The sequence below is a fragment of the Geodermatophilus sp. SYSU D01105 genome, from assembly GCF_054050095.1.
On record NZ_JBJGYR010000014.1, the window covers coordinates 111,381 to 129,114 of the forward strand.

General features: G+C 74.1%; 13 protein-coding genes. 4 read left to right on the forward strand and 9 right to left on the reverse strand.

The genetic code is table 11. The features are described from left to right. Positions 1–43 precede the first annotated feature (43 nt). From ACI79I_RS14995 to ACI79I_RS15010, 4 genes are all read right to left on the reverse strand, one after another. Positions 44–1,603, reverse strand: coding sequence for a fibronectin type III domain-containing protein (locus ACI79I_RS14995; protein WP_456993106.1), 1,560 nt, complete (start codon positions 1,601–1,603; stop codon positions 44–46). Positions 1,604–1,908: 305 nt separating this feature from the next. Then, positions 1,909–3,909 (reverse strand): multicopper oxidase domain-containing protein, encoded by a 2,001-nt coding sequence (locus ACI79I_RS15000; protein ID WP_456993107.1) that lies wholly within the window; start codon positions 3,907–3,909, stop codon positions 1,909–1,911. A gap of 576 nt (positions 3,910–4,485) precedes the next feature. Next, on the reverse strand, positions 4,486–6,078 hold the full coding sequence (locus ACI79I_RS15005) for a glycosyl hydrolase family 28-related protein (RefSeq protein ID WP_456993108.1): 1,593 nt from the start codon (positions 6,076–6,078) through the stop codon (positions 4,486–4,488). Between the two features lie 61 nt (positions 6,079–6,139). Further along, positions 6,140–7,645, reverse strand: coding sequence for an exopolysaccharide biosynthesis polyprenyl glycosylphosphotransferase (locus tag ACI79I_RS15010; RefSeq protein WP_456993109.1), 1,506 nt, complete (start codon positions 7,643–7,645; stop codon positions 6,140–6,142). 125 nt (positions 7,646–7,770) lie between these two features. Between ACI79I_RS15010 and ACI79I_RS15015 the strand changes: the two genes are divergently transcribed. Together ACI79I_RS15015 and ACI79I_RS15020 are read left to right on the forward strand one after the other, a co-directional pair. Continuing rightward, complete coding sequence (locus ACI79I_RS15015) at positions 7,771–8,682, forward strand: sulfotransferase family protein (protein WP_456993110.1); 912 nt, start codon at positions 7,771–7,773, stop codon at positions 8,680–8,682. After that, a complete protein-coding gene (locus tag ACI79I_RS15020; RefSeq protein WP_456993111.1) occupies positions 8,679–9,902 on the forward strand; it encodes a glycosyltransferase in 1,224 nt (407 codons plus the stop codon). The genes ACI79I_RS15015 and ACI79I_RS15020 overlap by 4 nt, the downstream gene beginning before the upstream one ends. On the opposite strand, the gene ACI79I_RS15025 is transcribed toward ACI79I_RS15020, so the two are convergent. The 4 genes from ACI79I_RS15025 to ACI79I_RS15040 are packed head-to-tail and all read right to left on the reverse strand — an operon-like array spanning position 9,874 to position 14,712. Beyond that, positions 9,874–11,046: a glycosyltransferase family 4 protein gene (locus ACI79I_RS15025; RefSeq protein ID WP_456993112.1), complete on the reverse strand. Its 1,173-nt coding sequence runs from the start codon at positions 11,044–11,046 to the stop codon at positions 9,874–9,876. The genes ACI79I_RS15020 and ACI79I_RS15025 overlap by 29 nt on opposite strands. Further along, a complete protein-coding gene (locus ACI79I_RS15030) occupies positions 11,043–11,969 on the reverse strand; it encodes a sulfotransferase family protein (RefSeq protein WP_456993113.1) in 927 nt (308 codons plus the stop codon). Before ACI79I_RS15030 ends, ACI79I_RS15025 begins: the two co-directional genes overlap by 4 nt. After that, a complete protein-coding gene (locus tag ACI79I_RS15035) occupies positions 11,969–13,306 on the reverse strand; it encodes a lipopolysaccharide biosynthesis protein (RefSeq protein WP_456993114.1) in 1,338 nt (445 codons plus the stop codon). Before ACI79I_RS15035 ends, ACI79I_RS15030 begins: the two co-directional genes overlap by 1 nt. Continuing rightward, the gene (locus ACI79I_RS15040; RefSeq protein ID WP_456993115.1) at positions 13,303–14,712 is read right to left on the reverse strand and encodes a hypothetical protein; all 1,410 of its coding nucleotides are present in this window, start codon (positions 14,710–14,712) and stop codon (positions 13,303–13,305) included. Before ACI79I_RS15040 ends, ACI79I_RS15035 begins: the two co-directional genes overlap by 4 nt. 149 nt (positions 14,713–14,861) lie before the next feature. Here ACI79I_RS15040 and ACI79I_RS15045 point away from each other — a divergent pair, with 149 nt between their 5' ends. Next, positions 14,862–15,719 carry a hypothetical protein gene (locus ACI79I_RS15045; RefSeq protein ID WP_456993116.1) on the forward strand — a complete coding sequence of 286 codons (858 nt, stop codon included), beginning with the start codon at positions 14,862–14,864 and terminating at the stop codon, positions 15,717–15,719. Positions 15,720–15,766: 47 nt separating this feature from the next. Beyond that, entirely contained in the window at positions 15,767–16,702 is a 936-nt protein-coding gene (locus ACI79I_RS15050; protein ID WP_456993117.1) for a hypothetical protein, read from the forward strand. Between the two features lie 77 nt (positions 16,703–16,779). On the opposite strand, the gene ACI79I_RS15055 is transcribed toward ACI79I_RS15050, so the two are convergent. Next, positions 16,780–17,733, reverse strand: coding sequence for a UDP-glucuronic acid decarboxylase family protein (locus ACI79I_RS15055; RefSeq protein WP_456993119.1), 954 nt, complete (start codon positions 17,731–17,733; stop codon positions 16,780–16,782). Position 17,734: the final 1 nt, after the last annotated feature.

Genomic DNA, 17,734 nt, shown 5'->3' on the forward strand with positions numbered 1-17,734 from the left:
GGGCCCTCGACGTGTCAGGTGCGGTTCTCCGGTCCCCCCTGCGTCACGGTGCGACCGGGGTGACCGTCACCGGCGCGGACGACGGCCCGACGCCGGAGCCGTTCACCGCCCGGACCCGCACGGTGTACCTGTCCCCGTTGACCAGGCCCTCGACCACCGCCGAGGTGGTGTCCGGCGTGGCGAACGCCCGGTAGACGACGCCGGCCGGGTCGGTGGCCGTCACCAGGTACCGGGTCAGCGGTGAGGTCCCGGTGCTGGCGGGCGCGACCCAGGTGACGCTCGCCTGCGCGTCCCCGGCCGTGGCCTGGACGCCCGTCGGGGCGCCGGGCAGCGCGGCGGGGTCGGGGGTGGTGCCGCCACCGGTCGGCGGGCCGGTCGGGGTGGCCGGGCCACCCGTGATGGTCACCGGGAGGCCGGCCGTGGTCCCCGCGGCGTCCTTGACCGTCACGGTCGCCGGCGGCGCGAGGACGGGGACGGTCACGGGCTCGGCCGAGGTCAGCGTCACCGCTGCTCCGGTGGCGTCCTTGACGCCCACGACCTCCAGCGGGTAGGTGGCCGGGGCGATGGCCGTGGCCGCCACGGTGAGGTTCGTGCCGTCGTAGCCCGCCTGGCTCACCGTGACCCCGCTGATCTTGTAGACCTTGCTGCTCACCGGGTTGTCACCGATGTTGCGCACGGTGACCTCGGTGGGCAGCGCGCCGCCGGCCTGCAGCGCGATGCGGGCGTAGAACCGGTCGCTGCCGGGGTCCTTCACCATCGGCGTGGTGGCGAAGCGCCCGTCCTGGCCGGACACCTCCAGCGTGGTGCCCTTGCTGGTGGCGAACACGTCGAGGAACCCGCCGTTGATGCCGGCCCGGTCGACGGTGAGCCCGGTGTTGGTCGCGATCTTGCCGGAGACGTTGAAGAGGTCGGTCGTGCCCTCCTGCAGGGGGCCCTGCCAGACGGTGAACCGGTTGAAGTTGAACGGGCTGCCGGACACCTGGTGCGGGACGTTCGGGTCACCGACGTACCCGGCCGGCGGGTTGGGCAGCACGCCCGGCCGCCAGCGCAGGAACGGCCCGAGGTTCCCGGCGAGCGGGGTGTCGAAGTTGCCGAGGGCCGGGGAGACGTCCTGGACGAACCGGCCGCGGCCGCGCTCGTCGGTGTCGACGGTCAGCTCGCCGAACGGGTGCTTGACGCGGTAGGTCGTGCCGGCAACGGCGTCGTCGACGTCCACCCGGACGCGGGCGAACACGGTCTGGTCACCGGGGTTGACCGTCTCGTTGAGCCACGCGCCCTCGAGGCCGAGGACGAGCTGCGCCGTGCCGCCGCCGCGCAGGGCCACCTCGGCCTCGACGAGCTGGTAGAAGAACTCGCCGGGGAAGTTGTTCGGGAACGAGACGGGCGCCGACGGGTTGGTGACCTCGTCCACCGGGATGCCGCACAGCGCGTTCAGGTGGTCGACACACGCCTCCAGCCGCAGGCCCTTGTTGTCCTCGTACCAGGCCGGGAACCCGAACGCGGGGTTCACCGGCCCGGCCTGCGTCAGCCCGCCCGGGTTCGGCACCGTGATCACCGTCGCCGCCTGCGACGTGGGCGCCAGCGCCAACGGCAGCAGGGCCAACGCGGCGACGGGGACCACCAGTCGGCGCGCCCAGCCCCGCAGGGCCGGCCTCCACCGGCTGCGAGGTCTGCGCTGAGGGCTTCTCATGTCGTCGTTTCCTCCCCGAGTGGTACGGCTGGTTGTCGGATGACCCTGGTCAGGACGGCGGCACCGGGGGCAGCCTCCCCGTGGGGGCGGGGGCACCCCCAATCCCGGGGTGCGACCTGCGAGGACGCCGGGAGGGCGGACCCTGCCCCGGCCCGAGGGCGCGACGGGAGAGCCCCGGGAGCCGCAGGCGGCTGCTCCCGGGGCTCAGACCGGTGGGCTCACGCCCCGGCGGTGGTGCCCGCCGGGGTCCCGGACGCGGGGACGGTGGCCGACTCATCCGTCGACGGGGTCGCCGAGGTGGAGTCGGTGCCCGGTGCCGGGGACTCCGCGGCGGGTGCGGGGGCGTCCGTGCTCGGCGGGGCCGGGGGTTCGGCGGCGGGGGCCTCGGCGGCGGGGGCCTCGGCGGCCGGGGCCGCGGGGGCCGGCGGCTGCTGGGGCACCAGGTCCGGCGCCGGCAACGGCCGCGGCGGGTCGGAGTTGATCGAGTCGCAGTCGATGTCGTGGTGCCCCACCTGGTACTGGAACATCATGTCGTGGTCCTCGTGCGACAGGTTGTGGCAGTGGATCATGTAGCGCCCGTCCTCGTGCTCGAAGCGCATGAGCAGGCGCACGGTCTCGTTCTCGCCGACGTAGACCACGTCCTTGGGGCCGCGCTCTTCGGGGCGCGGCGGCTGGGCGACCCCGCTCACGGTGCGGCTGAGCACCCGGAAGTCGATCAGGTGGATGTGCAGCGGGTGGAACCAGCCGCCCGACGAGTTCTCGACGTCCCAGATCTCGATGGCGTCGCGCGCCGGGTTGGCGAAGACGAACTCGTACTTCGACTTGACGACGTCGTCCCACGTCATGTCGTTGATCTTCCAGAGGCTGTTGCTCTGGTGGAGTCGCATGTGCCGGACCGCTGACCGGTCGGCCGCCTTGAGCGTCATGACGGGGTGGGGGGCGCCCAGGGTGGTCGGCCACTGGTTGCCGTCGAAGCTGGTGACCCCCCGGCCCACCTCGAACTGCATCACCTTGCCGGTGTGGTCGAAGTCGCGGGCGTTCTTCACGCCGTCGTTGAGCAGCTGGACCTTGGTGCCCTTGAGGTCCTTGAAGTCGATGATGATCTCGTAGCGCTCGGCCATGCCGATCGTGAACGTGGTCACCTGCTGGGCCGTCTGCATGAAACCGCCGTCGGTGGCGATCACCTTGAACGGCATGTTGTTGCTCAGCCGGAGCTTGTAGCCGCGCGCGAGGGACCCGTTGAGGACGCGGAACCGGTACTTGCGGGGTTCCACCTTCATGTTCGGCCACGGCACCCCGTTGACCAGGATCACGTCGCCGTAGACGCCGGAGTCGGTGTCGTCGTCCCACATCAGCTGGCCGTCCGCGGCGAAGATGACGTCGCTCAGGATCAGCGGGAACTCGTACTGCGGCTTGCCCTCGGCGGCCTTCTGCCGGTCCCAGCGGGGGATCTGGAGGCCGATCTCCAGCTCCTCGTCCACCAGGTGGTACTGGGCGGCCAGGCCCATGTAGACGTTCTCCGCGGTGTGGTGCACCCCGTGGTCGTGGTACCAGAGCGTCCGCGGCGTGCAGTTGTTCGGGTACTGGTAGTTCTTCCACTCGCCCGGGTTGGTCAGGTCGCCGGCGTAGCCGTCGTACTGCGGCTTGGACGGCGAGCCGTGCAGGTGCAGCGAGGTCCAGGGGATGTAGCCCAGCGTGGGGTGGCGCCGGGGCAGGCTGTTGATCACCTGCATGACCGTCCGGCGGGGGATCTTCTGGCCGGGGTTGTCGGGGTCGGGCTGCAGGTAGCTGCGGATCGTCGGCCCGGGGACCGACCGCACCAGGGAGCCGTCCGGCCTGTGGCCGGCGTAGCACCACATCTTGGTCCAGGTGCCCGGGATCAGCTGGACCTGCGTGTGGGTCTCGGTGATCCGGTAGTAGTCGGTGCCCAGGTACTCCGAGCCGGTGATCGGCTCACCCGGCTGGTGGCCACCGGTGGCCGGGGGCTCGTAGTCCTCGGGCACGTGCCCGAAGACGTTGCTCCGGACGTCGTCGGTCACGATCGGGTCCAGCACCGGCGGGGCCTTGAAGGCCGCCGCGTACGGCACCGGCATCTTGCTGGCCGGCAGCTCGGACGCCGCCGCCGCCGACAGGACGCCCGACACGGGCAGGGCCATCACTGCCGTGCCGGCCGCCGACAGCTTCAGGACGTCGCGTCGGTTGAGGTTGGGCGTCTCCATCAGAATGGCTCCTCGAGCAGATCCCCGGGCTGATTGGGGAGAAGACTGCAGGTCAGGGCGCACTTCTCGCAGCCGCCGCGAGGGGGGACGGCGGATCCCGAAATTGGGGGGGAGTGACCATTCGGGAGGCCGGAATCGCGACAGACGGCAACCGGACGCTGGCACTGTGTCCAGGGCAACTGCGCAGATAACCGTGCGAGATCACTCACCGTGAGCACGGGCGTCGAGCGTCGGCGCGCTGTCCGGAACGACCGGGAATGCCGTCCGGAACGACCGGGAATGCCGTCCGGAACGACCGGGAATGCCGTCCGGAACGACCGGAATGCCGTCCGGAACGACCGGGAATGGTGGGCCGCCAATTCCTCACGGAATGGCGGCGTCCATCCACCGGGCCGGGATGGCGAGACCGACACGCCCGATCCGCTGGGGCGGCGAGGTCTCGCGGGGTGCGACGGCCGTCGTCCGCGGGGCAGGCCGACCCCACGAGCCGCGGCCGAGCGGGGCGCACCGACGGCGGCACGCGGCCGGGACCGGTACCCGGGCGGTTGATGGCCCGGGTACCGGTCCCAGGGGGGATCAGAGGCCCGTGTTGCCGCTCAGCGCGGTGTCCGCGGCGCGGTCGAGGACCGGCTCGGGGTGGGTGATGCCCGTGAAGTCGTTGCCCTCGATGACCACGCCGCCGGCCGTCGGCATCACCCGGATGGCGCGGGCGGTGGTCGCTCCTGGCGCCTCCTGGAAGCCGGAACCGGCCACCCGGGCCCCGGTGGCGCCGATCAGCTCGACCGCCCACCCACCGTCCGGGATGCCGGTGAAGCGGCACTCCTCGACCGTCAGGTCGGTCACGGGGCCCTGGGGACCTGCGACGAGCTGTCGCTTGCCGGGCGCCCCGGTGAAGGTGCACCGCCGCAGCCGGACCCGCGCGGCCTCGTTGATGACGACCGACAGGTCCGAGGCGCCCGACGGGGCGGGGAACGTGCAGCTGTCGAAGGTGAGGCCGCTGATGTTCGGGCCGCCGACCCGCAGGGGACCGTTCACCGGCCGGGTGATCGAGGTGCGCGTGAAGGTGACGTCCCGGATCGCGCCGGACGTCGCCGGGTCGGTCTGGATGCGGATCTCCTGGGTCGCGGCGTCCGCGGCAGCGGACATGTCGACCGTGCAGTCGGTGAACGAGACGCGCTCGATCACCCCGGTGCTGTGGGTGTTCTTCACGACGATGCCTCGGTTGGCCCCCGCGCCCCGGCACTCGACGAACGAGCAGTCGCGGATGGAGGCGTCCATGACCTCCTCGCCCTTGGTGTGCTCGAGCAGGGCGACCATGAAGCGGCTCACCGAGCTGACGCCGGTGCAGCCGACGTAGCTGCCGCGGGCGATGTCCATCCCGTAGAAGAGCCCCGTCGGGTCGCCGATCGGCACGAACTGCAGGCAGTCGTCGCCCGACTCGACGTGGCAGCCGATGCCGCGGAAGTCGTTGCCGGCGAAGACCCGGATGCCGCCGGTGCCGGTGTCGGCGGCGCTGTTGCGGATCCGCACCCGTTCGGCCCGGCCCCGGTCACCGCCGTACATGATCGCCTGGCCGCCGGCGTAGGTGTCGATGGTGAAGTCGCGCAGCAGCACGTCGTGGCCGTAGAGCGCCATGATCACGCCGGTCTTGCTGTGGTCGACGGCGCCGATCGAGCCGGGGCCGGTGATCCGCACGCCGTTCACGGGCTCGGCGAAGTCGGCGTTGCGGAGCAGGCCGTTGACCAGTCCGGGCGGCGCCGCCCAGTCCTTCTGCAGCCGGGCGCCGCGCTCGAGGTGGAGCTGGGTGCCCGGCCGCACGAGGAGGCTCGCGGTGCACCGGTAGGTGCCGCGCGGCAGCACGCCCGCCAGCCCACTGGTGGCCGACTCGTCGAGCATCGCCTGTACCGCGGCCGTGTCGTCGGCGCGCCCGTCGCCCACGGCGCCGAAGTCGCGCACCCTGAGGCGCTCGCCCGCGGCCAGCGAGAGCGGCGAGGGGTCCGTCCGGGACGGGGGGACGGCCCCGCCGCTGCCGAGCGCCGGGAGCGAGGAGAGCCCGGCGGCGCCCAGCCCGGTCGCGCCCAGGACCAGCAGCCCGCGCCGGGTCAGCCGACCCTCGGCGGACCGACGGGAGTCGTTCGCTGTGCCGTGCCGAGGGGCGTCGTGCTCCATGCGGGGCTCCGTCCGTGAGCGCACCGTGCTCGGGGTGCGGGGGAGTGCTGCCTGTGACTGCTCACCTGGTGGCGGACCGCACCGCCGTGAAGGCCTGCCGCTGCACCGCCGCGACGGTGCGGACCAGGATGACGAGGTCCCGCCAGAGGGACCAGTGCTCGATGTAGGAGTTGTCGAAGCGGGCGCGCTCCTCGATGGAGGTCTCGCCCCGCAACCCGTGGATCTGGGCCCAGCCGGTGAGGCCGACCGCCAGCCGGTGCCGGTCCCGGTAGCCGTACACCGAGTCGGCGAACTGGGCGGCGTAGCGACGCTCCTCCGGGCGGGGGCCCACCAGCGACATGTCGCCGCGGAGGATGTTCCACAGCTGCGGCAGCTCGTCGAGGCTGGTGCGGCGGAGCAGGGTGCCGATCCGGGTCTGCCGGCGCTCGACGTCGATCTGCCGGGCGTGCATGGTGCTGCGGGTCGAGGCGTGGCCCGGCTCGCCGACCGGCTGGGGCTCGGCGACCCGCAGGGTGCGGAACTTGAGGATCGCGATCTCCTCGCCGGCGTGCCCGGTGCGCAGCTGGCGGAAGAGGATCGGGCCGGGGCTGCTGACCCGCACGGCGAGGGCGAGGACGGCGAGCAGCGGGGCCAGCGCGGTCAGGGCCGTGCCGGCGACGACGACGTCGATGAGGCGCTTGACCCGCCACACGCCGCGGCGCAGCGCCGCCCGGCGGACCCGGTGCAGGGGGATGCCCCGGACGTCCTCGACGTCGGGCCCGTTCGGCGACAGGCCCACGTCGAAGAAGCGCGGCACGATGTAGACCTCGATGTCACGGAGGGCGGCGCTGCGCACCAGGTCGACCAGCTCGGCCTCGCGGGTGGGGCCGTAGGCGACGACGACCTTGCGGACCCCGTAGGTGTCCAGGACGAGGTCGAGGTCGGCCATGTGGCCCAGCGGCTCGCGCTCGTCGAGCGGCGAACCCGCGCTGAGGAAGCCGACGCCGCGCAGCCCGTACTCGGGGTGCACGTGGAGGGTCGTCAGCAGGTCCATGCCCAGCCGGCCGCCTCCGACCACCAGCGTGGCCGAGCCGACGGCCAGGGAACGGCGGGCGCGGCGGATCAGGGCGTAGGAGAGGCTGCGGCCGACGACGAAGCAGGGGACGGCGCACAGTGCGTGCACGGCCAGGCCCAGGTCGGCGCCGACCACGTACCCGCTCGGGCCGGCCACCAGCAGGCCGACGGCCAGCCGGGGCAGGTGACGCGGGGCCTCGTCCAGGGCGGACAGCGAGATGCGGGGCCGGTGCGCACCGGAGGCGGCCAGCGCGGCGAGGGTGAGGACGACCAGGGCGGCGGTCGGGAGGGCGGCGCCGCCCAGCCACAGCACCGGAGCCGTCAGCGCGGCAGCGTCCACGGTGACGAGCAGGGCACGGATCGCGCCGCGGTGCTCGCGCGGCTCGGGCTCGGGCAGGTGCGGCGCCGCGTCCGGACGCACGGCTGCGGCCGGGCGCACGCGCCCGTCCGGCACCTCCTGGACCGCCCCCGGGTCCAGCACGTCCCGGACCTGTCTTCCTCCGACCTCGATCATGGCCACCCCCGTGTCTGAGTGGGACCAGGCTGGTCGGCCGGACGGGCGCGCCACACTCCCGCGCGCGGTGCCCTCCCACCCCCAATGTCGGGGTGCGGGGGCGGTCCGCCGGTAGCATCCGGCCGGTGACCCGAGCCCCGGACTTCCTGGTCATCGGGGCCGCCCGCAGCGGGACGACGGCGTTGACCTCCTTCCTCGGCGAGCACCCGGACGTCTTCGTCTCCAGCCCCAAGGAGCCGCACTTCCTGGCCTTCCCGGAGGGGGCGCCCCGCTTCACCGGGCCCGGCGACGACGACCTGGTCAACCGGGTCGCCGTGCGCGACCCGGAGACCTGGCTGCGGCTCTTCGCCGGTCGGCCCGAGGCGCGCCGGGGCGAGGGGTCGGTGACCACGCTGGCCTACCCGGCCGCGGCCGTGCCGGCGGTCGAGCGGTGGTGCGCGCCCGGCTGCCGGCTCGTGGCCGTGCTGCGCGACCCGGTGGACCGGGCCTTCTCCAGCTGGCAGTACCTGCGCAGCCGCGGGCACGACGCCGGCAGCTTCGAGGAGGGGCTGGCCGCCGAGGAGGAGCGGATCGCGGCCGGGTGGAGCCACATGTGGCACTTCGCCCGGCTCAGCCGCTACGCCGAGCACCTCGCCCCGTTCGCCGCCGGGTCCGGCGACCGGCTGCTGGTCCTGGTCCAGGAGGAGCTCGCCGCCGACCCGGCCGGTCAGCTGCGGCGGGTGTTCGCCTTCCTCGACGTCGACCCCGACGTCCCCGTCCACACCGACCGCCGGGTCAACGAGGGCGGGCTGCCGCGCAGCCGCGGCGTGGCCGGAGCGCTGAACGTGGTGCGCCGCTCCGCGGCCGCCCGGCGGGTGGTGACGCGGGCGGTGCCCGAGCGGTACCGGGAGCGCATCCGCTCGGCCAACCTGCGGCGGGAGACGGTCGACCCGGAGACCCGGCGCCGGCTGGCGACGTCCTTCGCCGGCGACCTGCGGGACCTGCAGGAGCTGCTGGGCCGCAGGCTGCCCTGGCCCAGTGCCGAGGGGGTGCGGTGAGCGGGGACCGGGTCCGCGTGCTCCAGCTGACCGGCATCACCGTCGGCGGCTCGGCCGAGCACCTGCTCCAACTGGCCACCCTGCTGCCGGCCGATCGCTTCGACGTGTCGGTCGCGCTCTCCGGCGGGGGCCCGCTGGACGACGAGCTCCGCGCCACGGGGCTGCGGGTGGTCGACTACGCGCCGTCGCACGGCACCGGCCACTACAAGCAGGCCACGCCGGACGGCCCCGTCGAGCTGGTCCGTCAGTTCCTCCGGATCCGCGCCGACATCCGCCGGCAGCGCTACCACGTCGTCCACACCCACACGTCGATCGCCGGTGCGATGGGCCGGGTGGCCGCCTGGTCGGCCGGGACGCCGGTGCGGGTGCACATGCTGCACGCCTACGCCGGTCACGACGCCGTCCCGCAGCCGAAGCGGTCGCTGTTCCGGGCGGTGGAGCGCCTGCTCGGTCTGGTCACCACCCACCACGTCGCCGGGTCGGCGTTCATCCGGGACGTCGGCGTCCGCAACCGCGTCATCCCGGCGTCGCGGACCACGGTCATCCACTACTCCAGCCGGCAGCAGGTCGGCGACGCGACCCCGGCCGACCGCGCCCGCCTCCGCGCCGAGCTCGGCCTGCCCGAGGACGCGCTGCTCGTCGCGCTGGTCGGCCGGGTGGAGGACCAGAAGGGCGTCGACCACCTCGTCCGCGCCGCCCGCACGGTGACCGCACAGGTCCCCTCCGCGCACGTCGTCGTGGTGGGCGACGGCACCCGCCGGGCGCAGGTGGAGCGGTTGGCCGCGGACCTGGACCTGGCCGAGCGCGTGCACTTCACCGGGTGGCGGCACGACCTCACCGCCGTCATGCGCGCGATCGACGTCCTCGCGCTGCCCTCGCGCTGGGAGGCCTTCGGCATCGTCAACCTGGAGGCGATGGCCGCGGCCAAGCCGGTGGTCGGCTTCGCCGTCGAGGGCGTCCCGGAGGTCGTCGCCCACGGCGACACCGGGCTGCTGTCCCCGGCCGGTGACGAGGAGGGCCTGGCCCGTGACCTGGTCAGGGTGCTCACCGACCCCGGCCTGGCCGCCCGGCTGGGCGCGGCCGGGCGGCGCCGCTTCCTCGAGCGGTTCGCCCCCGAGGAGATGGTCCGGGCGCACGTCGAGCTCTACGACCGCCTGCTCACCGCGTCCGATCGGGGCCGGGGACGGCTCGTCAGGAGGCGGCGAGGACGCTCCGGATGAGCCGGGCGAAGGTGCGGCCGAGGTCCTCGACGCGGTAGTGCTCGCGGACGAGCGCCGCGCCCGCGGCGCCCATCGCGGCCCGCTGCCCGGCCGGGAGCGCGGCCAGCTCGGCGATCCGCGCACGGATGGCCGCCGGGTCGCCGCTGCGGGCCATGAGCCCGTCCCGGGGCTGCACGAACACCGGCGGCTCGCCGGAGCAGTCGGTGAACAGCGTCGGGCAGCCGGCGGCCATCGCCTCCATCACCGCCAGCGGCAGGGCCGGACCCTCCCAGCGAGCGGTGTGCACGTACCCGTCGGCGGCGGCCAGCAGCCGCGCGACGTCGTCCCGCCAGCCGAGGAAGCTGACCGTGCCGCCGAGGCCGAGCTCGTCGACCAGCCGGTGCAGGCCCGCCTCGTAGCCGCCGGTGCGCCGGGCCGCGCCGGACGAGCCGCCGGCGCCGACGAGCGCCACGTGCACGGGGAGCGCCGAGGGCCGCCCGAGCGCGGTGAGCAGCAGGTCCTGACCCTTCTGCGGGTCGAGCCGGCCGACGTTGAGCAGCAGCAGCTCCCCCTCGCGGGCACCCATCTCCGCGCGCAGCCGGGCCCGCTCGTCCGCGGTCAGCTCGACCGGCGGCGGTACCTCGATGCCGTTGGGCAGGACGGCGGTCCGCTCGACGGGCACGCCGAACCCGGTCATCTCGTCGCGGACCACCGTGGACGTGCACACCGCGAGCGTCGTCCGGCGGGCGACGACGGTCCGGTAGCTGCGCCGCTTCAGCGCCGCGACCGGGGCCGGGCCCCAGAAGTGGTGCTGGTTCTGCACCATGAGCACGCCGGGCACCCCCGCCCGAGCGGCGGCCAGCAGCGCCGGCACCCGGTCCCGCTGGTTGACGCCGATGACGCACCGGCCGCCGTCGCGGCGCACCTGCGCGGCGAGCGCCGGCACCAGCCGCGGGTCCCAGGGCCGCTCCAGCCGCGGCTCGGGCACGGTCCGCGCCCCGAGCGCGGCGAAGTCGGGGAGGATGCTCGGCCCGGTCGCGGGCGGCGCCCCGTGCAGCAGGGTGAGGGTGAAGCCGTCGTCCACCAGCGCCCGGGCGAAGCCGAGCGCCATCTTGGCCGCCCCGGTGCGGTCGGGCAGGCGGAGCGTCATGTGCACGGCGGTCATGCGGGGCGCTTCGCCCGCCGCACGGGGTCCCGCCACGCGGACAGGTCCAGCCCGGTGAGCTGCTCGGTCAGCTCGACGTCGGGACGGAAGGTCTCGACCAACTCGGCGCGGGTCTCGTCGCGGTAGGTGCCGCGCACGATGTTGCGCGCGACGATCTGCCGTCGGAGCCGACGCTGCAGCGGCACCGGGAGGAGCGGTCGGAGGAGTGTCTTCAGCGGGTGGTGGCGGGTCACGATCTGGCTGAGGAACCTGCTGCGTGGTTCGCCCGACCGGTGCGGGTCGGGCTGGACGGTGCGCTCGACGGCGGGCACCCCGAGGAACGCGTAGACCCTCCTCACGACCGCGTCGGGGTCGGCGACGAGGTCCTCGTGGCGCAGCACCAGCAGCTGGTCGCGCGGGAAGACGTCGAGCACGTGCCGCAGCTGGCCGCCGTACCGGCTCATCCCGGTGTAGTGCCAGATGTGGTGCCAGCCGGCGTCGATGCGGCGGGCCTCGTCGGCCAGGGCCGCCTCGAACGTGTCGCAGGGCTCCCAGCCGCGAGCTCGCATGAAGGTGTAGGCCGAGAAGGCCCGGTCCGCGGGATCGCGCAGCACGCAGACCAGCCTCGCGTCGGGCACCTCGTCGCGGAGCCGGGTGACCGCCGCCGGGTGGTAGAGGGTGGACACCGATGCCTCGCCGCGGAGCTGGTCGGGTCGGGCACGCCGGTACAGCTCGGCGTACGCGGCGCGATCGGTGACGGCGAGCCGGTTGATCGTCTGCGGGTCACCCGGCCCCGTGAACGCGGGGCGGGTGCCGGCCAACGCGTAGTAGTGGGGCTCCTTGGGATCGGTGAGGAACAACCCGGGGTGCTCCTCGAGGTACTCGTACAGCGCGGTCGTCCCCGACCGTGCCGCGCCGATGACGAGGAACTGCGGTCCGAGCATCACTTCCCTCTCCGTGCCGGACGGGCTGTCGTGCCGATCCCCAGCCTGCGGCGGGCCACCCGCGCCAGGAACAGGTTGTGCCCGCTCATCGCGGCGGCCGCCGCGGCCGCCACCCCCGTCGCGCCCCACTCCGACCCCCACCAGGCGCCGCACGCGAAGAACGCCGACGCGCAGACCAGGGCACTGACGGCGACCGTGCGTTCGTGGCCGGTGTGGGACAGCACCCCGGCGCAGGGGCCCGTCCAGGCGTTGACCAGGACCCCGACGCCCATGACCAGCGCCGGGACCACCGCATCCGCGTAGACGGCCCCGAAGACCGCCGGCACCAGGGCGTGCCCGGTGAGGGCCAGGCCGAGGACGGCGATCGCGACGACGACGGTCGACCAGACGGCGTAGCGCCGGATGGGCTCCTCCAGGGTCGCGAGGCGGCCTCCCTGGGACGCCGCGGCGATGCGGGGCGCCAGGGTCCGCAGACCGATGGCGACCGGGACCGCGACCAGCAGGGCGATCCGCACGGCGATGGTGAACAGGGCCACCTCCTCCACCGGCGCGATGGCCGCGAGCAACCAGACACCCGCCTGCGGGACGGTCACCGCGGCCAGGGTGGCCAGGACGAAGGCGCTGCCGCCGCGCAGCATCCGCCAGGGGGACTCCGCGGACGTCCCGACGCCGGGGGGCGCGTCGCTGAGGACCCGGCGGAGCACCAGCACACCCAGGAGGTAGACCGCGGTCTCGATCGCGACCGTCCACCAGAGGGCCGCCTGCAGCGAGGGCAGCCACGTCCCCGTGCCGGCCAGGGCCAGGAGCAGGGCGATGAGGACGACGCGGCGGACGTGCTCACCGAAGGTGAGGGCCAGACCGAACCGCCCGCGGGCCCGGAGGGCGTTCACCACGACCGGCCCGAGGGCCGCCACCGGGAGCCACAGGGCGATGACGGGCACCAGCGGCCGGTAGACCTCGGGGGGCGTCCCGGCGCCCGACGCCAGCGGACCGACCACGCCCCACCACACCGCCGCCACCGCGACCGCGCCGACGGCCTGGGCCACCAGCAGGTGCCGCAGGGTCCGTGCCTGCGCCGGCGCGTCGGGGCCGGCGAAGGCGATGGTGGACACCCGGGCCAGGCCGAACTGGGCCAGCACGGCCAGGTAGGTCAGCCAGGCGAGGCCCCACGCCAGCGCTGAGAAGTCGTCCGGCGGGAGGGTGCGCGCGGCGAGCAGCGTGAGCAGGAACCCGCTGACGACGGCCCCGAGCTGGCCGACGGCGACCAGCGCGGCATCGCGCCGCAGGCCGCCGCGCGGGAACGCGGGCCCGGGGTGACGGGACGTCGGTGCGGTCAAGGCCGGGTGGACTCCGGCTCGGGCAGCTCACCGGAGGCCGGTCGCGCGGCCGGGGGCGGCGCATCCGGGACGTCGGAGGACGACCGGCGGAGGAAGAGGTTGATCGCCACGGCGACGGCGATGACCGGCACCCCGATGGCCACCCACTTGGGCATGGAGACCGCCCAGAGCCCGCCGGGGAAGATCCGGATGGCGAACACGAGGCTGAAGCCCCAGACCAGCGGGTCCCGGGAGAACCGCCGGAAGGCGAGCTGGCCGGCGCGGACGATCACCCCGCTCAGCAGCCCGCCCAGGGCGACACCGAGCAGCCCCAGGTTGAGGTACCAGTCGCCGACGGGTGTGGACGGGAAGCCGTTGTTGCGGTCGATGTAGGTCTGTGCGAGGCGCACGGCGGGGGTCACGAACGGTTCTTGCTCCCCGGCGATGGTCGACGGCACGGCGGCGACGGTGCCCTCGATGAAGTCCTCGCCCCCGCGGAAGTCGAACTCGTCGGGCCAGTCGTCGAGGATCAGCAGCAGGGAGTCGTAGAAGGTGTTGTTGGTGGCCACGGCCACCTGGCGCACGGTGGTCTGGTCCTCGAGGGTGGGCGCGAGGTTCCCCCACAGGACCGTGTCCCGGGCGGTGCGCAGCGAGAAGGCGAGCAGCAGGGCCACGACCGGCACCAGGAAGAACCGCCGTCGCCAGCGCGGGTCGCGCAGCCACTGCCAGCCGCTGCGGCCCTCCACCCGGTGTCCCGTGCTGCTGAAGACCAGCGACCCCGCCAGCAGCGCGATCGCGGAGATCACCGGGATGTCCCGGGCTCCCCACGTCCAGCTCAGGTAGCCGTTGAGCGCGACCAGCCCGAGTGACAGGAGCCGCTGGAGCCAGGCCCCCCGGTCCGGGGCGAAGAAGGCGGCCACCGCGAACAGGGCGGCCAGCATCGGGATCGACCGGAGGGCCCGGCTCTCGGCGACGTCGTGCTCGACCTTCGAGGCGTTCAGCAGTCCGGCCGGCCCGCCGTACCGGATCCACAGCAGCGCCGTCACGGCGAGGGCCAGGGCACCCGCCCCGAGGGCGAGGAGCAGCAGCGCGCGCGGTGACAGCGGGCCCCGCGTCATGGGGAACAGCAGCTTGGCCGGCCCCACGAGGGGGGTCAGGAAGCGGGCGCCTGCCCACAGCGCGACGAGGAAGACCGCGACGACGGCCTGGCCGTGCACGACGAGCCCCGCGACGTCCCGGTCGAGGAACAGCTCGGTGGGGAAGGGCGTGTCCAGCCCGGTCACCACCTGGATCGGACGCCACAGCAGCTGGAGCGCCAGGTAGTAGAGGGTCAGTGCCATGAAGTCCAGCGGATGGCGCACGAGCGAGCGGTAGACCCAGGCCCACAGCACGCACGAGGCCGCGACGGCCACGGCAGGTACGACCACGACCGCCCCCCGTCCTGCGCCAGACGCCCGCCGTCCTCGGCCGCCGCCGTCCCTCCGATCGGTGACGGAGTGGGGAGGGTAGCGCAGGATCCGCGGAGTTCCGGGCTTCCTGCCCTAACATCCCGACGGTGCGTCCAGGCCCTCGTCTCATGATCGTCGGTGCACCCAAGAGTGGGTCGACCGCGCTGTTCCGGTACCTCGCCGACCATCCCCAGGTCCGGGCGCACGTGCACCCGGAGATGCCGTTCTTCGGGCGGGACGACGAGTTCGCCGGAGGGTGGGACGCCGCCGTCCACAAGTACTTCCCGCCGTCGGTGGGGTCGGCTCCGCTCGTCGCCAAGCACACGATGGCCATGTACGACCCGGTCGCGGTGCGCCGGATCGCCGAGAGCACCTCGGCCGTGGTCGTCGCCGTCCTCCGCGACCCGGTGGCCCGGGCGCACTCGCACTTCCACTACGCCCGGCTGCGCGGGTGGGAGGACGCCGCGACCTTCGAGGAGGGCCTCGAGCGGGAAGCCGGCCGCCCGGCGAGCTCGCCCCCGCGGGCGCGGGACATGCACTACGTCGGTGACGGGGAGTACGCGCCGCACGTGCGGGAGCTGTTCGCCGTCGTCCCCCCGGAGCGACGGCGCGTCTACCTGTCCCAGGACCTGCGCGTCGACGCGCTGCGGATCTGTGCGGAGCTGTTCGAGCTGGCCGGCCTGCCGAGCCATGAACCCGACGTCACCCGCGGCCACAACGAGGCCCGGACCGCGCGGTCGACCCGGGTGGCGCGAGCGGTCCTCTCCGCCCAGCGGCCGGGGAGCCCGCTGCGCGCCCTCCTCGCGCGGGTGCCGAGCCGGGTCAAGTACCGCGCACGGGACGTCGTCGACCGGCTCAACGCGGGACCGGCCTCGTTCCCGCCGATGGCCCCGGAGACGGCCGCCTGGCTGCGGGAACGCTTCAGCGCGCCCAACGCCGAGCTCGCCGGAGTCCTCGGTCGGTCACTCGACGCATGGAACTCGTGACGCTGTAACACGACGATCCGGGGGGTACACCCGGTACCTTTCCCGCCGTGCTGGACACCGCTGCTGACGACACCGCGCGCCCCGCGCCCGACCGCGGCGACGCCGTCCGGCGGCCAGGGCGGCACGAGGACGCGGACACCGGCCTGCGTGACCACCTGAGCGCGCTGGGGCGCTGGTGGTGGCTGGCGCTGCTCACCTTCCTGGTCGTCCTCGGGGTCTCGATCGGCTCCCTCTACGTGATCGACCCGGTCTACCGGGCCGAGGCCGAGGTGCTGGTGCGCACCGAGGACAGCCGGCAGCTGTTCCCCCGCACCAGCGGGACGACGGCCGGCGTGCTGACCCGCACGCCGCAGGCCGAGCTCGAGTACGTGCAGGGCGACGCGTTCCAGGACCAGGCCCGGGAGGCCGCCGGCAACGACGTCGAGGTGGAGGTGCGCACCGAACTGGAGTCCAGTGCGCTGGTCTTCGTGGCCGAGTCGGGGGACGCGGAGGAGGCGCAGGCGACCGCGCAGGCCTGGGCGGAGACCTACGTGACCGCCCGGCACGACGCCGACGTCGCCCAGACGACCCGGCTGCGCGACCTGCTCACCTCGGACCGCGACGGCCTCAACACCCGGCGCACCGAGATCCTGGCGCCGGTGGCCGCCCTGGACGAGGCGGTGGCCACCGAGACCGACCCGGTCGAGCTGTCCCGGCTGCTCAACCAGCGGCTGGCCATCCAGCGGACCCTGTCCGGCGAGCTCGACCCGCTCGAGTCCCAGATCCGGCAGCTCAACACCCAGATCTCCGGTCTCGAGGTCGACCTGCGGGTGCTCGAGGACCGGCAGGCGCTGGCCTACGTGAGCGAGGCCGCCGAGCTGCCCGAGGAGCGGGCCAACGGGTCGATGCGGCAGAGCGTGCTGGTGGGCGTCGCCGCGGGTGTGGTGCTGGCGGCCGGTGCGGTCGGGGCCGCCCAGGCGCTGCGCCCCCGACGTCGTCACTGAGAGGACCCCCGTGCCGGGGCCGCAACGCCTCCCCGCCCCTCGCGAGCTCGCGGCGGGACCCCGCCAGGGGCCGCCGCTCAGCGGGCCGGGACCACCACGTCCGGGTGCTGGCAGAACCACTCGATGGTGCGCTTGAGGCCCTCGTCCAGCGCCATCTGCGGCTCCCAGCCCAGTGCCCGACGAGCGAGGCCGATGTCGGGCCGGCGCACCGTCGGGTCGTCCTCGGGGCGGGGGATGAACTCGATCGGTGAGTCCGACCCGGTCAGCTCCCGGATCCGCCGGGCCAGGTCGAGCACCGGGATCTCGTGCGGGTTGCCGATGTTCATCGGCCCCGGCTCCGACGACAGCAGGAAGCGGAGCAGCCCGTCGACGAGGTCGCTGACGTAGCAGACGGAGCGGGTCTGGCTCCCGTCCCCGGCGACGGTGATCGGCTCGCCGGCCAGCGCCTGCCGGATGAACGTCGGGATGGCCCGGCCGTCGTGCGGCCGCATCCGCGGCCCGTAGGTGTTGAAGATCCGCACGATGGCGGTGTCCACGCCGTGCGTGCGCCGGTAGGCCGACGTCATCGCCTCGGCGAAGCGCTTGGCCTCGTCGTAGACGCCGCGGGGGCCGACCGGGTTCACGTTGCCCCAGTAGGTCTCCGGCTGCGGGTGGACCAGCGGGTCCCCGTAGGTCTCCGACGTGGAGGCGAGCAGGTACCGCGCCCCCTTCTCCTTGGCCAGGCCGAGGGTGTGCAGGGTCCCGATCGAGCCGACCTTCATCGTGTGGATCGGCAGCTCGGCGTAGTCGATCGGCGAGGCGGGCGAGGCGAAGTGCAGGACGAAGTCCACCGGTCCCGGCACGTGGACGTAGTCGGTGACGTCGGCGCGGACCAGCCGGAAGCCCGGGCGCTCCAGCAGGTGGGCCACGTTGGCCGGGGTCCCGGTCAGGAAGTTGTCGAGGCAGAGCACCTCGACGTCCCGGTCGAGCAGGGCCTCGCACAGGTGCGACCCGAGGAAGCCGGCGCCGCCGGTGACGACAGCACGAGACATG